Source organism: Enterococcus sp. DIV1726a (assembly GCF_051710985.1).
GTDB lineage: Bacteria > Bacillota > Bacilli > Lactobacillales > Enterococcaceae > Enterococcus_B > Enterococcus_B hirae.
The window spans coordinates 311728-327433 of record NZ_JBIOLS010000001.1 but is presented as its reverse complement, the minus strand read 5'-3'; the positions used below and the strand labels follow the sequence as shown (position 1 = coordinate 327433).

The window sequence follows — 15706 nt, the reverse complement described above, 5'->3', positions numbered from 1 at the left end:
TGATTATTGCTCTACTCTCTTTTTTATTACATTTTTAAAGCTACTTTCAAATGTTGTTTGCTATAATTAAAAAAAGGTCTTTAAGGAGAACTAAATAATGCTTTTAATTAAATTTATGTTTACTTTAATATATTATGGTAGTTTTATTTATACAGTCTACAAAGTCAGGCAGATCCAACAGGAGTATTCAGATATCATGGCTCTATATAAACAAGAAAGAGAGCGTACTTTTCCAAACCTAACTGAACAAGAACAAAAGAAACGAAAAAAAGCAATCTCACAATATTATGAAAAAAAGGATCCTTCTTTTGCTCTAAAAAGAAAATTTTCATTTATCATTTATGTTATTGTCTTTTTTATTTTGGAACGTGTTATTCACTACTTTTTCCCTATTGAAGACGTTCCTAAAAATTTGAATTATATAATTCCCTATTTGGGAATAGCCCTTACCATCAGTGCTGTTACAGGTTTTTACTTAATTAAATCCAAAAAAAAGGAACGCGAAATATTTAAACAGTATTTAATAGACCATCCCAAAAACGAATTACAATTTGTTTGGGTTTCAGAAAAACTTCAGGCAAGTTTTATGCAAAATACAAATAAAAGATTTATAGTCCATCTTACACTAGGTCTATTAATGATATTGTATCCTCTTTTTTCTTAGATGAGAGCATACATTAAATTGTTATTGACTCCATCATATTCTTTGATTTGCGATACTCAATTTTATCATTACTCAATTGATTTTTTCATAATTCTTTTTTCTTATCTCACATTTGTTTTTAGACAAAATAAAAACGACCTTAATCCAATAAATCATGGATTAAGCGTCGAATGTTTTACCACCAGCTGATGGTTCATTAAAAATACAATTTTCTTTCGAAATATCTCGTGTAAAATTTTATCTGCAACCGATTCATCGTTTTTTTCAAAACAGTTGCTCATAAAGACATCAGTAATTTGTCAATCTCATGAAAGTTTTTTTACTTTAGAAACAAAGATCATGCTCAGTTACTATCGGCTCATCGTTTACCAATTTTTTGCTCTTGATCTTTTATTTACTGGATCAACAGTGCGATCGCTTGATAAGGTCTTAGGGTCAATTCCTCTTGGATAAGAGTATTGGCATAATTGCTGATAAGCGGTTGGGCACTAACAAATTCTTCTGGGATCGTTATGGTCGTTTCATTTTCGTAAAAATTAGTTAAAACCAATAATTTTTGTCCGTCTAATTGTCTTAAATAACCGTATACTTGAGGATGATCGGGTTCATAAGCTTGATAGTCCCCTGATGCGATTACAGGATATTGTTTTCGCAATTGAATCAATTTTTTGTAGTATGCGAAAATCGATTGTTCAGATGTACGTTCTTGTTCTACATTGATGACCTCATGATTTGCTGCTAAACCTAACCAAGGTGTTCCTGTGGTAAAGCCAGCTGTTTCATCGCTTGTCCATTGCATCGGTGTCCGAGCGTTATCTCTGGATTTCGCCTTGATTCGCCGAAAAGCTTCTTCTTCCGAGAAGGATTGGTTCAGCATTTCTTGGTAAGCATTTAAACTTTCTACATCGACGTAATCATCGATATGCTGAAAGTCTGGATCGATCATCCCAATTTCTTCCCCCATATAAATATAAGGCGTCCCACGATTCAAATGGATCATCGTCGCTAACATTTTAGCCCCTTCTGTGCGGTATTTATCAATTGCTACAAAGCGGTTGAGGGCTCTTGGCTGGTCGTGGTTATTTAAGAACAACGCATTCCAGCCATTTCCTTTACTCATCGCTTCGCCCCATGTATGGAACAGACTTTTTAAAGCTTCAAAATCAAAAGGTGGCGTACTCCATTTGTTTCCATTTTCGTAATCAACCTTCAAATGATGAAAATTGAACACCATCGAAAGCTCATTCCGACTTGGTTCCGTATACAAAATACAATTTTCAATCGTCGTTGAACTCATTTCTCCAACTGTGATGATTTCTGGATCTTGTCCAAAAGTTTCCCGATTTAATCGTTGAAGATACGTATGAGTAATCGGCTTGTCAGTATATTCTGCTTTTCCTTGGTTCTCTGCATTATTTTTGAGTTCTTCATCTTTCCCGATCACGTTGATCACATCAAAGCGAAAGCCTTTGACCCCTTTAGACATCCAAAAACGAACAACTTTGAACAACTCTGTTTGCACTGCTTCATTTCGCCAATTTAAATCTGCTTGTGTTTGATCATAGAGATGTAAATAATACTTACCCGTATCTCCAAAAGGCGCCCATGCATTACCACCAAATTTAGATACCCAATCGGTTGGCTCATCTCTTAGAATAAAAAAATCTTGGTAAAAACGATCGCCAGCTAAAGCTTTTTGAAACCATTCGTGTTCTATTGAGACATGGTTTAAAACCATATCAAGCATAATCTCTATATTATAGCTCTTTGCTTGTGTGACTAGTTCTTCAAATTCTTCCATCGTTCCAAATAGTGGATCAATCGCTACATAATCAGAAATATCATAGCCATTATCTTTTTGTGGACTCGGATAAATGGGGTTCAACCAAATCATATCGACCCCTAGTTCATGCAGATAAGGTAATTTTTCTTTGATCCCTTTTAAATCGCCAATCCCGTCACCATTACTATCACGATAAGATTTAGGATAAATTTGATAAACTACTTTCTCATTAAACGACATCCTCATTCGCCTCCAATCAGCTATTATTCCAACTTATATATACAAGTTTACAAATCCTATTATAAAGGAAAAGGAAGCGTTTATCAAGGACAGAGCTAAGTCCTCTAATAGGAAGACCTCACCCATTATAAACTGTCGCACATCCAACAAATTGGCATAACAAAACCTGCGTATTATTTTCCCTACACCAATTTTCTTTTCATCAACCAGTTACCTAATAAAAAAACTTCTTGCAAAAGTCTACTCAACTTTTAGCAAGAAGCTTTTTTTATTCGTTTGATTTCAAAGCATCAATCATATTGATGTGTTTTAGTTTGAAGTGGGTCACCACCATGACGATAACTGTAAAGACAATAGTCAAAACAGCAGAAAGAGCATATGCTTTCCAAGTGATCACTAATGGGAAGATCACCGTCTCCATTGAAGCCTGTTGTAAAATAAAGTCAGTTAGGACGTAGCCGATGCCAAATCCACCTACAATACCAACTAAAGTAAAAATAATATTCTCCCTCACAATATACATCGTTACTTCTTTATCAAAAAAGCCTAGTACTTTGATCGTTGATAATTCCCGCACTCGTTCAGAAATATTGATATTGGTTAAATTATACAACACGATAAACGCTAAGAGCCCTGATAAAACGACAAAAATCACAACGATTGAATCGAGGTTCGCAAGTGATTCTTCTTGGGTTTCCATTTGTTTCGAAACAAATGATGTATTTGTTACTGCATTGGTTCCCAATAGCTTTTCTGACAAAGCATTCTCTTGTTTTTTAGACATTGGGTCAGCTTGAACTAAATAAGCATTTGTAGAAGCTTCGTTTCCTGATACTTTTTGATAATAGGCAGGGCTCATATAAACAAAGTTTCCTAAATAGTTTTGAGCAATGGCTTTCACCGTAACCGATAACTCTTTTTGGTCATCCGTGTACAATGAAAGGCGGTCTCCTTCAGATACATCAAACAGTTCGGCAGCTTTTTGTGTGAGGACGATTCCTGAATCATTCAACTCCATGTTACGTCCTTTTAATGAGATCAAGTGAATAAACGGTGATAGACCTTTTGACGTTTCCGGTATGATCATCGTAACGCTTTGAGTCGCTTGTCCTTGTTGCCGAAGCTCGATCGTTTGCATGTTTACTGCTAGCAAATCAGTAATTTTCGGATCGGATTCTAACTGTTCCTTTGCTTTTGTTTCACTGTTTTCTGTTTCTCCATCTAAAGTGACAATTGCTTGGTAATTCGTAATTGGGCCAAATTGTTTATCAGAAACAGAGCTTAAAGAGTCTTTCAATCCTACGCCTGCTACCATTAAACCAGCACAACCAGCAATCCCAACGATTGCCATAAACATTCTGGATTTATAACGGAACAGATTTCGATAACTGATTTTCTGATTAAAGCTTAATCTTGACCACAGTGGTGTGATATATTCCAATAATATTCTTTTGCCTGGTTTTGGCGCTTTGGGTTGTAATAAAGCTGCCGGTCTTTCTCTTAAATCTTTGAATAAGACAATCATCGCTGCACCAAATGCAGCGATAAAAAACGCCACTGCCGCTTGTAAAATCGGAGACCAATCATAAAAAATGACTGCTGATCCGATATCATAGCGTTCATTCGATAGTTCAAAAATAATTCTTGGTAATAGATTGGTTCCTAAGACGGTTCCTAAAATAATTCCTAGACCAGAAGCTAAACTTGCATAAATAGCATATTTTTTTGCAATTTCAAATTTAGTATAGCCTAATGCTTTCAACGTACCGATTTCTCGTCGGTTTTCTTCGACCATCCGTGTCATCGTCGTAAAAGTGATCAATGCTGCAATAAAGAAGAAGAAAACAGGAAAAACATTAGCAATGGCTGCGATCCGTTCAGCTAAATCACCAAATTCTTGAAAGCCCACATTATCGGAACGCTCTTGGAAACGATAGGTTGGTTTTTCCAAACGATTGATCTTTTCTTCATTTTCGGTAATTTGGGCCTGTGCATCATTCAGTTTTTCTTGTTGTTCAGCGACTTGCTTTTCTTGCTCAGCTAGCTGTGCTTCTTGCGTAGCTAGTTCATTAGTTGCTACTGTTCGTTGTACTTCAGGCAATTGTTCGATCATTGAACGTTGTTGCTCTAGTTGGGATCTGGCAGCTGCCAATTGACTTTGTGCCAGACTAATTTGTTCTTGACCAGCACTCACCTTTTCTTTTTCTGGTTGTAAAGACTCCTTAGCTTGTTCCCTTAGTTCAGTTAAACGTGCAGCTGGTCGATCTTGAAAAAGTTTCTCCACGCTTTTTTGGTTTTGTGCCATTTTATCCCGATATTCTTTACTATAAGTATCAAAGGATGAAACATTTTTAAACGTTAAGTAAATAACCGATTGAATGTCTGTGTTAAATTCTGTTTCAGGTAAATAAACAAAATAATCGATTGTGCCGTTCCCGACATTTGCAAAACCACGTTCTAAATTATTGATGAAAAGTGGCGATCGTACAAATCCAACAATTTGATAGTCTTTCTTTTTCACGTTGTCAGAATCGATCGTATACGTTTCGCCTATTTTATAGCCTAGACTTTTTGCTTTTTCATCTAGTACGAGTTCGTCTTTATTCTTTGGTAAATGCCCATCTACTACTTCTAAAAGGTTTTGTTTATTTGATTTTTTATAAGAAAAGACTTGCACAACTTCGTTTTTACTTGAGCTGGAATAATAAAATTGTTTTCCCGTTTCCAGTTGTGCATCAGGGATTTTTTCGGCTCTAGTTACGTCTTGTTCCGTTAAACCACCAGTTGAAATGATTTGTAAATCCGATAGATTGCCTTTTTCAACATAGTGATCCATCGTTTTTTGCATAACCGGCCCCGCCGTTTTAACGCCTACGAATAACAAGGTCCCTAGCAAAATGATCAATACAATGGCAATAAATCTGCCTTTCGATTGTTTGATTTCTCTAGCACTTGCTTTAAGATATGTTTTTGTTTTCATAGCCCCTCCTTACCACACAATCTCATCAATGGTTGAAGGATGATCGTTTGTTTCAATCGAACGGACTTTCGCATCGTTGATATGGATGACACGATCAGCAATCGGTGCTAAGGCAGAATTATGAGTAATGATCAACACCGTATTTCCATGTTCTCTACTCGCATTTTGTAATAACTTCAACACCTGTTTCCCTGTTTCAAAATCCAACGCACCTGTTGGTTCATCACATAGAAGTAATTTCGGATTTTTTGCTAATGCTCGAGCAATGGAAACACGCTGCTGTTCTCCTCCTGAAAGCTGTGAAGGAAAATTGTCCAGCCGATGTGCCAGACCTACTTGTGTCAATACCTCCACTGGATCTAACGCATCTGGTGAAACTTCTGTTGCCAACTCGACATTTTCTTTTGCTGTTAAATTCGGTACCAAATTATAAAATTGAAATACAAATCCGACATCTGTTCGACGATAGGCGGTCAATTGTTTATCGTTGAACTGAGCGATGTCTGTCTGATCAATGATGATTTGCCCTTCATCTGGCTTATCCATCCCGCCTAATATATTAAGAACTGTTGACTTCCCTGCACCACTTGGACCAAGTATAATGACTAGTTCTCCTTTTTTGATCGCAAATGAAATATTATCATTTGCGGTAATCGTTGTTTCTCCCATTTTGTACCGTTTACATTCGTTGATTACTTCTACATAGCTCATCCTTCTTCTCTCATCTCCATCTCTTTACGAATAAAGTCGCTACTTTTTATTTTACCATTGAAATGAATCAGACTAAAGATTTGATAGACGATTCATTGACAAATACAGAAATTATGTTTTACTTACATGGAAAACGATCTATTTATTGAAAGAAGGAAAACCCATGACTACTAAAAAATCACCTATTCCACTCGAATTAGCAAAAACAGCTTTTTTACCGATCGATCTCCAAAAAGGAATTGTGAATTCTGGGCAATTATTCCCTTATGATGCAACCACCATCCTCTCAAACAATCAACTGATTGCAGAGCAGTTAAAGCATACACCTGCTTGGAATATACTAGTCAATGTCGATATTACCAGCTTTCAGTATTTGAGTGCTAAAAATGACCGAGCACAAGCAGGCGCTTTTTATACCCCCCCTAAAGAATTTACTGATTTATTACTTGAACCTACCACCAAAGGAACACAAAACACACTCACGATCACTAAACATAATCCAAGTGCTTTTTTTGGAACGTCTTTAGATGCCCAACTTCGTCGAAGAAAGATCGATACGCTCATTCTTTCAGGTGTAGCAACTTCAAACGGTGTCTATGCCACCGCTTTAGATGCTTTTCAACATGGTTACCATGTTATTGTTATCGAAGATGGTTGTAGTGATCGAGATCTAGATCTTCATACGCTCTTTTTTGAAAAAATGTTTCCAAAAACAGCACGAGTGCGTACAACCAAAGAAATCCTTCAAGCAATCGAAGAAGCCAGATAAAGGAACCAAACACGCCTTGTTTTTCATTTACATTGCTGGTTTTCCATGGGAAAATAAAAGTAACCGTTAGATAGGAGTATCAGAATGAAGAAAAAGAAAATAACGATTAAAGACGTGGCAAAACATTCTGGTGTTTCCATTGCCACTGTTTCATTGATTTTAAATGGTAATGAAGAAAAATTCAGCGCTAAAACAGTTGAAAAAGTGCTTGCTTCAAAAGACATTCTCGGCTATCAACCTGACTATGTCGCTCGCCAAATGATTACGAAAGAAACAAAAACGATCGGTGTCCTCGTGCCGGATATCACCAACCCTTTTTTTAATACGCTAATGCGTGGAATTGAAGATGTGTTATACAAACAAAACTTCGTGACGATTTTATGTAACGCTGATTCTGACCATCAAAAAGAAATTGAGTATTTAGCCGAATTAGCACGACGAGGCGTCGATGGGTTTATCATAGCTACTTCCGCTGTTTCGACTACAGCAATCAATGAAAATCTCAAGAAACAAAATCGACCTTTTATTGTGTTGGATCAAAAAAAGGCTGAAGGATTTAGTGATGCGATCAGCACAGATGATTTTCGTGGAGGATACTTGGCTGGTACACACTTACTTCATTTAGGTCACCAATCCATTGCGCTCGTTTATCCACAAAATCCCCCTGAAAACGTCTATCGTAGGATCGAGGGTTTTAAACATGCACTAGATTTTTATCAGCTCTCGCACGACAATTTATTGTTACTACCTACTCATTTTTCTAAAAATGGTGGGTACCAGGTCGTTCCAACGATTCTTAATTCCTCTGCGACCGCAATCTTTGCCTTAAACGACGAGCTCGCTTTTGGTATTTATCGTGGGTTGGAAGAACATGGAAAGAAAATCCCCGAAGATTATAGTGTGATTGGATACGATAATGTGGATATGTGTGAATATGTCAAACCAAAATTAACGACGATCGCTCAACCAATTTTTGAATTAGGACAATCTGCTGCTCAATTATTATTAGCCCGTATCCAGTCGCCTGAAAAAGAATGGAGCGAAAAATTATTACCAGTAGAATTGAAAAAAAGAGCTTCAACTAAGCGTGTAAGTAGCATTTGTGAATAAATTATGAAGAAAAAAATAAAACATGATGAAGTATTTTTGTGTTTTATTTTTTTTTTGTTTTTTACGGTCGTTATTTTTACAAATATTTTGTAGAAATCTATCTCCTTTGGTACAATTTAAGTAGTATGACCATTTCCCCCAAATTTGTTCTCCCCCAACAAATTAATGGCATGCAGAATAATTAAAATGTTAAAGCGAAGCGACTTATTAGAAAAAAGAATCGTAGCTTATTAATCAAAAAAATCAGATCTTTGTTATGTATTAACAACAGTTGCATGAGCATAGAGACTCGTCACAAGCAAAAAGAAAAGGAGTACCGCATATGAACAAAAATAAAGCAATACGCCTACTTGCTGCATCTTGGCTGATTGCTCCAACGATTTTATCGACTCAAGCTGTTTTTGCAACAGAAAACCAACCAACAACTACAAGTAGCTCACTTGTTTCGGGAAGTGATTCTGTAACTTCAACAGCATCAAGTACAGACACAACTGAATCGTCCACCACAGATTCATCAGCCACAACTGGCTCAACGGGTGAATCATCAACCACTGATTCATCAACGACTGAAACAGGTGAATCAACTGAGAAACCTGCGGAAGAAGTTGCGACACATACACTGACAGTTAATCCCGAATTACTGGGGAAAATTAAGCTGTCTGTTATCAGTAGCGCCCCTCGAGAAGAAAAAGAGTTGACCATCCAACCTAATGGCACGGTCAGTGGGTTGAAAGAAGGAACGAAAGTGTTCTATGAAATCACCCCTCCTAAAGGTGAAAAATTACTTTCTTTCCAAGTAAATGGTGCCCAAGAAGTGAATTATCAAAAAAGATTCTTTGTCGTTGGTGTAATGGATCTATCATTGACTGCTTCATTCAACACACCAACTGTTCCATCTGAAGACTCTTCTACTCAGGATACGACTAATTCAGCTGGAAATACGCAAGATTCTTCTCAAACGACAAAACCTAATGATACAACGAAACCTAGCACAGACAAAAATAAACCAACTGATAGTTCAAAAGAACAATCGAAACCGTCAACGTCAACCAGTAACGATTCAGTTGTTTCAGCGAATACCAATAATTCTTCCAATCACCAAACAAATGACAAAAATAAAGGTCAACAGGCAGGAATTGAAAATCCTGTAGACGGGTCCTCCGATTTTGTCAGCAAAACACCGATTGAAACAACTTTACCTACAAACACGACAGCAGTTCAAAAAGAAATCGTGAAAGAAGCCTATAAATATTTAGGCAGACCCTACGTTTGGGGAGCAAAAGGACCAAGTACATTTGACTGTTCGGGTTTAGCTTATTATGTTTACATGAAAGCCACTGGTCATTATATCGGTGGATGGACAGGTGAACAACAATACGCTGGAACACAGATTCCAGTAGATCAAGCACAACCAGGTGACTTAGTATTCTGGGGACCTTCCTCAGGTGTCACTCACCACGTTGGGATTTATATTGGTAATGGACAATTTATTCATGCCCCTCAACCAGGTGACAAAGTTCGGATTACTTCAATTGCTGATTTCAGACCAGATTTTGCAGTACGTGTCAATATCGCAGGTCTACCAAGCGTGACTGACCAACTGAAAAACCAGTCGATTTTAGATGGTTTAAATGATTCATTCAACTTTACAAAAAATCAAACAACGGATCAGTTTTTGAAAAAAATTGCTACAAGCGCGCAAGAAATTGGTCAAAAAGAAGGCATTTACGCTTCTGTTATGATGGCTCAAGCGATTTTAGAAAGTGGTTCTGGCAATAGTTTGTTGGCAAGTGAACCAAACTATAATCTGTTTGGCATAAAAGGAACTTATGAAGGAAAAAGTGTTTTGTTCAATACTTTGGAACAAGACAGCAACGGTGCAAATTACCAAATCCATGCAACCTTCCGTAAATACCCTTCTTATAAAGAAAGCTTAGAAGACTATGCGAAATTGATCAAAGGCGGGTTGTCCAATAACAAAGATTTCTACAAACCAACTTGGAAATCTGAAGCCAAAAGTTATAAAGAGGCAACGAAGTATCTGGAAGGCCGCTATGCTACAGATAAACAATACGCCAAAAAATTGAATGCGATCATTGAATCGTATGATTTAACTAAATACGATGAACCGAAAAAAGAAGATAATAAAGAAACCAAAGTTAAAAATGTTTCAAAACCTTTGGTAGTACCTGTGTCTTGGGATAAAAATGAGATGTCGCTAGTTGATGTAGACACTTGGTCTTTAAAAACAATTAGGAAAAAACCAGAATATCTTTCTACAATGAAAACACCAAATTACTGGGAATTGTACTTGCAACTATCTGCCAGAGAAATTCCAAAAACGACTGTCATTAAAGTCAAAGCCGATACCATTCCTTTATTGAAAAACTTAGCGATCATCCATCCATCGTGGAGTAGATTAACTTAAAAAAAGCTATGACAGAAGTGTCTAGCTCTGAAAACAAGCCGGAGAAGAGGTTGAGACAAGTTTTGTCTCAGTCTCTTCTCCGGCTTATTCATGTTTAGAGTGAACGTGTGATGTCTCAGATATTTTTTGTTTTAGCGTACACAAAAAGCACACAACCTTGTAAGATTCAAGTAACGAATAAAAATCAAAGGAGTGTGCCTTTTGTTAAACTATTGGATCGTCCATCAAACTACTTCAGTAACCCATATGGAACAATTTATTCCAGAAGCTGATATTACCTAGTCAATACCTCAGATGAACCAATGCTTCTTTTTCGTCTCTTTAACAAGTGCTATCAATGAAACCAACAATATCACCTATTTAGAGTATTTTTATTTCTCTCTTTTCAAAACAATACTTGTATATAACCAAACAGTCAATACATAGTAAATAAAGTACATGACAAAGAAAATTCCGAATGGTATCAACACATCACGATATGGATCATTCATTAAAAATTCAAATAGTCTTAAACCAAATAAGACATGGATCGCTCCTAAAATACCAGGCGCTAAGAATAAAACACCAATTTCTCGTCGAATCGATTGTCTTAATAAGCCACGAGTCGCACCGATTTTTTCTAACATCGTATATCGACCAATATCGCTCTTACTACCTGAAAGAATCTTAAACATCAAGCAACTTGCTAACATCGCTAAGAACGCAATTCCTAGGAAGAAGCCCATAAATTCCATCCCTGAGAAAATACCATTCACTTGTTGATACATTTCATATTTTTGTCCACTCATGGCTTGGTAATCTTTCAACTCTGGATTGACTTGATTATTTTCTTTCACTAATGTTTCGATACCTGGTAAACTTGCTTCAAAATCTTTGACTGTAATTAATTGTAACGTTGTTTCTGGCAACGCTAATTGATCGAATTCACTCGCACGAACTAATTTTATTCCCTTCGCTTGTTGCGTAGGTAATTCGTTTTGTCTTAATGTCTCTTGCAACTCACTTGATTTTGCGATTTCTTCAGCAGTTGCTGTCTTTACTTTGTTATCCGCAAAAGTGTTCCCACTATATGCAATATATCTAAGCGGCTCTTTTTCCCATTCATCATAATTGTAATAAACGTATTGTTCATCTTCTTTTTGAGCATAGATGTTATTTGACGTTGGATTTAGTTCTCTGACTTTTCCTTGGTCAATCTTTTGTGCATTGTTTAGAACTAAATCATAAGCGTTTGATGAATTGGTCAATGCGGAGATTTGATTTCTGAATCCTAAACCAACCGTTAACGCTCCTAAAGCTAAAGCAAATAAGATCGCTACCATTGAAAGCATTTGCGTATAGTCACGAATCCTAAAGCTTAATTGTGATAAGGTAAAGTTGTTCAACTTTTTCAATGAGATACCTTCTGATTTTTTCAGTAAAGACAAGAAGAAAATAATCACTGAATGGAAAATGAAATAGGTTCCCAGACAAATCGTTACGAGAGAAATCCCTAAACCAGACAATCCAATACGTGCAATTTCTGATAGAACGTAATAACCAACGCCTAATAAAACAACCCCTAATACAACTTCAAGTAAAAATAAAAATTTATTTTGTTTCATTCGTGTTGGTGTAGCTTCCGCACGAATCAATGTAAGAATTGGCTTTTTCACAATTGAAAAAGCATTGGTGATTGCTGCTAATAAAAACAAAACAGCAAAAAAGAAAAGAGTGATCAGAATACCCTTTACACTAAATGGTGTAAAATGTGTAATTGAAATGTTTAATTGTTCAACGAGTATTCGTTCCACAATACTTGTTAGCCCTACACCAATCGCAGAGCCAACGACGGTAGCTGTTGCACCCACAACAAATGTTTCGGTAAAAATCATTTGTGCAATTTTTCTGCCCTTAGCCCCTAACATCATAAACATTGCATAATCTTTCTGACGCATCGCCATTAAAAATGAATTAGCATAAAGGATGTACACAAAAGTAATGATTGCTAATAATACCGAGCCAAAATGAAAAATTAAAACAGTTGATCCAACGGTAGAATTACTTTCTAAAAACGCTTCATTGCTTGCAATTGACTCGAACATATAAAAAATAGCTGAAGTCATAACCAAACCTGAAAATAAAACAATATAATCTCTTAAACGCCCTTTAATCCCAGTAAGCGATAATTTCCAAAGCATGTTTTTTCCTCCCCTTACTGTTCTAGATTTCCTAAGATCGTTAGAATATGACGATAAAACTCATCACGGCTTTGTTCGCCACGTTTGACTTCTTCGTGGATACCGCCATCTTTGATAAATAAGATTCGTTCACAGTAGCTGGCAGAAAACGGATCATGTGTTACTAATAGAATTGAAACATCATCTTTTTGATTCAATTCTTTCATCGTATCTAGCAAATCACGCGCACTCTTAGAATCTAAAGCACCAGTCGGTTCATCACCTAACAAGATCGTTGGTTGTGTAACCAAGGCACGAGCTGCTGCTACCCGTTGTTTTTGACCACCTGAAATCTCAGAAGGATAACTTCCCATGATATGAGAAATCGATAAACGTTCTGCTACTGCTTTGACCCGTCGCTTAATTTCTTTAGGTTTAACGCCTTGTAAGGAAAGTGGTACTGCAATGTTTTCTTGTGCAGTTAAGTTTTCTAGTAAATTAAAATCTTGGAAAATAAAGCCAATCTCTTTCGCACGAAAGTCTGCTAATTGGTTTCCCTTTAACTTCGTTACATCGTTTTGATTGATTCGGATGTTTCCGTCTGTGGGTTTATCTAATGTAGATAAAATATTTAACAACGTTGATTTACCAGATCCAGATGCCCCCATGATTCCGATAAATTCTCCTTTTTCTACTGTAAAGCTAATCCCACTTAAGGCTTGTGTCTTCTTCTCATTATTCTTACCGTAGATTTTTGTTACATTTTGAACCTCAACAATTTTTTCCATTTTCATCTATCCTTTACTTAGTTTTTCTTGTGCTAACTTAGGTATATCGTTTTGTTTGACTTCTTCATAAGAAGTGACACCTTTGCTTTTATTCCATGTAATCTCTAAATAGGCTCCTTTTCTTAAAGGACGTGGTTTTTGTCCATTAAATGTTAATATTTTTTCACTTCCCTTTTCATCATATCCGGGAAGAGTATATTTATATTGGATGGTTATTTCATCACGATTATCTTTTATTTCCTCTTTTTCTCCATCTGTCGTAATTTTGACATAGTAGCTATCGCCACCCATGATCATTCGATCCGCAATTTTTAGGCCCCCAAAGATAAAAACTACCGAACCTAATACCAACGCTGCAATGGAAATGCCAATCCCGACCAGTAGTTTCTTCATTTCCTCTCCTTCTTTCACATATGATAGGGCAATTATAAAAAAAAAGACCGTATTTTACCTTTGATTTAACTGTCAAATATCTTTCAATATTGTCATTTATCTATCACAAAGCAAAAGAGTGATCCGCAAGCTTGAATCGAATCGTTTTTTATTTAGATAATAGTTTGATGAATTTTATAAAAAGAAGTTGAGATAAAAGTGTTTAGCATCAAGAAATAAGAAGGAATTTCCGAAAACTGCTTCTCAAATTTTTTGAAGATGCTGCTTTGATCTTACCGTGAACAAGAGGTCAGCTCTTTGAACGCCGTGAATCAGAGGTCGTGAAAACATCGGGTAGCTCTGATGACAATAAGAAAGAATTTTTTGAAACAGCTTCTCATGTTTTGAAAAATTCAGGCTTATTTCAAGGAGCTGATGTTTGAACACCGTTTAAAGCAAGAGGCTGTGAAAGAAGCGTTCAACTCCGAGCGAATAAGAGAGGATTTTTTAAAATAGCTCCTCATATTTTAGAAAATCATCGCTTATTGTTGAGGAGTTGCTTCTTGAACGCCGTTTAGCAAGAGGTCGTGAAAAGAGTGACTTGACCTGAGCGTTAAGGATGAAAATCTTGAAACAGCTCCCCATGTTTTGAGATTTTTGACTTATCGCCGAAGGTCAGCTCTTTGAACGCCGTTTATTCGTTTTTAGAAATACTAAAAAAGACTGAGTTTTGGCTCAGTCTCTGACTACTCTACTGTTCTATTATAGAAAAAATACAGTTGAAAAATTCGTTACAATCATACGATATTTACTCAATAATGGCTATTTTTCTTTCACTGTCCCTGTATTAATGACTGGTTGTGTTCCTTTATCTGTAATAATCGAAACAAGTAGGTTATTGATTAATTGGACTTTCCGATCATCTGTGAAATTGATTTCTTGTCCTGTTTCAATTTGTTCCAATGCCATTTGTGTCATCGTAACTGCTCCTTCAACGATTGTTTGCCGAGCAGATAAAATAGCTTTTGCTTGTTGTCTTTGTAACATTGCACTAGCAATTTCAGTCGCATACGCTAGATGATTCAATCTCGTTTCAATCACCTCGACCCCAGCAACAGATAACCGCTCTTGTAGCTCGTTGGCTAATTCATCAGAGATGGCAGTCGTATTGCCTCGCAAAGTCAAATCTTCTTCATTGAAAGTATCATAAGGGTATTGGCTGGCAATATGACGAATCGCTGTCTCACTTTGAATCTCAACAAAATCTTGGTAATACGCCACATCGAACAACGCCTTAGCCGTGTCAACAACTTTAAAAACTACGACGGCAGATATTTCGATGGGATTGCCGTCTAAATCGTTCACCTTTAAAACCGAACTGTTAAAATTTCGTACTTTTAAAGATAAGTTGATTTTTTGTGCAAACGGAACCGTTAAGAAAAAACCACTTTCTCGTATCGTCCCAATGTACTGTCCAAAAAACAAAATAACTTTTGCCTGGTTGGGACTAACAACCGTTGCGGAGCTTAGTAGTGCAATAGCAATCAACCAACAAACGAAACCCATGACCGTCTGGAAGATCGCTCCACTTGTCATGCCAAAATAGAATAAGAAGCCGCCGATACCAACTAATAACACCAAACCGATCAATCCAATATACCCATTTACATAAACCGCTTTCTTTTCACTCATCACTTAGTTC

General features: G+C 36.6%; 11 protein-coding genes. 4 read left to right on the top strand and 7 right to left on the bottom strand.

Features of this window, described 5'->3' with window-relative positions; genetic code table 11:
- Window positions 1-97 precede the first annotated feature (97 nt).
- Window positions 98-664, top strand: coding sequence for a hypothetical protein (locus IGJ27_RS01510; RefSeq protein WP_034699229.1), 567 nt, complete (start codon window positions 98-100; stop codon window positions 662-664).
- 394 nt (window positions 665-1058) lie between these two features.
- Here the strand turns inward: IGJ27_RS01510 and treC are convergent, their stop codons facing one another.
- The 3 genes from treC to IGJ27_RS01495 all read right to left on the bottom strand — a co-directional run bounded on the left by treC (window position 1059) and on the right by IGJ27_RS01495 (window position 6378).
- Entirely contained in the window at window positions 1059-2687 is a 1629-nt protein-coding gene (gene treC, locus IGJ27_RS01505; protein ID WP_034699232.1) for an alpha,alpha-phosphotrehalase, read from the bottom strand.
- A gap of 268 nt (window positions 2688-2955) precedes the next feature.
- Window positions 2956-5667, bottom strand: coding sequence for an ABC transporter permease (locus IGJ27_RS01500; protein ID WP_178306222.1), 2712 nt, complete (start codon window positions 5665-5667; stop codon window positions 2956-2958).
- A 9-nt stretch (window positions 5668-5676) separates the two neighbouring features.
- Window positions 5677-6378, bottom strand: coding sequence for an ABC transporter ATP-binding protein (locus tag IGJ27_RS01495; RefSeq protein ID WP_010720230.1), 702 nt, complete (start codon window positions 6376-6378; stop codon window positions 5677-5679).
- A 163-nt stretch (window positions 6379-6541) separates the two neighbouring features.
- On the opposite strand from IGJ27_RS01495, the gene IGJ27_RS01490 reads away from it, so the two are divergent.
- The 3 genes from IGJ27_RS01490 (at window position 6542) to IGJ27_RS01480 (ending at window position 10685) form a co-directional block, all read left to right on the top strand.
- A complete protein-coding gene (locus IGJ27_RS01490) occupies window positions 6542-7147 on the top strand; it encodes a cysteine hydrolase (RefSeq protein WP_178306223.1) in 606 nt (201 codons plus the stop codon).
- An 84-nt stretch (window positions 7148-7231) separates the two neighbouring features.
- A complete protein-coding gene (rbsR, locus tag IGJ27_RS01485; RefSeq protein ID WP_010720232.1) occupies window positions 7232-8257 on the top strand; it encodes a ribose utilization transcriptional repressor RbsR in 1026 nt (341 codons plus the stop codon).
- A 322-nt stretch (window positions 8258-8579) separates the two neighbouring features.
- A complete protein-coding gene (locus tag IGJ27_RS01480; protein WP_161638201.1) occupies window positions 8580-10685 on the top strand; it encodes a glucosaminidase domain-containing protein in 2106 nt (701 codons plus the stop codon).
- Between the two features lie 371 nt (window positions 10686-11056).
- Here the strand turns inward: IGJ27_RS01480 and IGJ27_RS01475 are convergent, their stop codons facing one another.
- The 4 genes from IGJ27_RS01475 to IGJ27_RS01460 all read right to left on the bottom strand — a co-directional run bounded on the left by IGJ27_RS01475 (window position 11057) and on the right by IGJ27_RS01460 (window position 15696).
- A complete protein-coding gene (locus IGJ27_RS01475; RefSeq protein ID WP_178306224.1) occupies window positions 11057-12865 on the bottom strand; it encodes an FtsX-like permease family protein in 1809 nt (602 codons plus the stop codon).
- A 14-nt stretch (window positions 12866-12879) separates the two neighbouring features.
- Window positions 12880-13632 (bottom strand): ABC transporter ATP-binding protein, encoded by a 753-nt coding sequence (locus tag IGJ27_RS01470; RefSeq protein WP_010720235.1) that lies wholly within the window; start codon window positions 13630-13632, stop codon window positions 12880-12882.
- Between the two features lie 6 nt (window positions 13633-13638).
- The gene (locus IGJ27_RS01465) at window positions 13639-14025 is read right to left on the bottom strand and encodes a YxeA family protein (protein ID WP_010720236.1); all 387 of its coding nucleotides are present in this window, start codon (window positions 14023-14025) and stop codon (window positions 13639-13641) included.
- 801 nt (window positions 14026-14826) lie between these two features.
- Entirely contained in the window at window positions 14827-15696 is an 870-nt protein-coding gene (locus IGJ27_RS01460) for an SPFH domain-containing protein (RefSeq protein WP_034699254.1), read from the bottom strand.
- Window positions 15697-15706: the final 10 nt, after the last annotated feature.

Excerpts from the sequence above, each read along its gene's own strand:
- IGJ27_RS01510 (WP_034699229.1), top strand. The coding sequence starts at position 98 with ATGCTTTTAATTAAATTTATGTTTACTTTAATATATTATGGTAGTTTT.
- treC (WP_034699232.1), bottom strand. The coding sequence starts at position 2,687 with ATGTCGTTTAATGAGAAAGTAGTTTATCAAATTTATCCTAAATCTTAT.
- IGJ27_RS01500 (WP_178306222.1), bottom strand. The coding sequence starts at position 5,667 with ATGAAAACAAAAACATATCTTAAAGCAAGTGCTAGAGAAATCAAACAA.
- IGJ27_RS01495 (WP_010720230.1), bottom strand. The coding sequence starts at position 6,378 with ATGAGCTATGTAGAAGTAATCAACGAATGTAAACGGTACAAAATGGGA.
- IGJ27_RS01490 (WP_178306223.1), top strand. The coding sequence starts at position 6,542 with ATGACTACTAAAAAATCACCTATTCCACTCGAATTAGCAAAAACAGCT.
- rbsR (WP_010720232.1), top strand. The coding sequence starts at position 7,232 with ATGAAGAAAAAGAAAATAACGATTAAAGACGTGGCAAAACATTCTGGT.
- IGJ27_RS01480 (WP_161638201.1), top strand. The coding sequence starts at position 8,580 with ATGAACAAAAATAAAGCAATACGCCTACTTGCTGCATCTTGGCTGATT.
- IGJ27_RS01475 (WP_178306224.1), bottom strand. The coding sequence starts at position 12,865 with ATGCTTTGGAAATTATCGCTTACTGGGATTAAAGGGCGTTTAAGAGAT.
- IGJ27_RS01470 (WP_010720235.1), bottom strand. The coding sequence starts at position 13,632 with ATGGAAAAAATTGTTGAGGTTCAAAATGTAACAAAAATCTACGGTAAG.
- IGJ27_RS01465 (WP_010720236.1), bottom strand. The coding sequence starts at position 14,025 with ATGAAGAAACTACTGGTCGGGATTGGCATTTCCATTGCAGCGTTGGTA.
- IGJ27_RS01460 (WP_034699254.1), bottom strand. The coding sequence starts at position 15,696 with ATGAGTGAAAAGAAAGCGGTTTATGTAAATGGGTATATTGGATTGATC.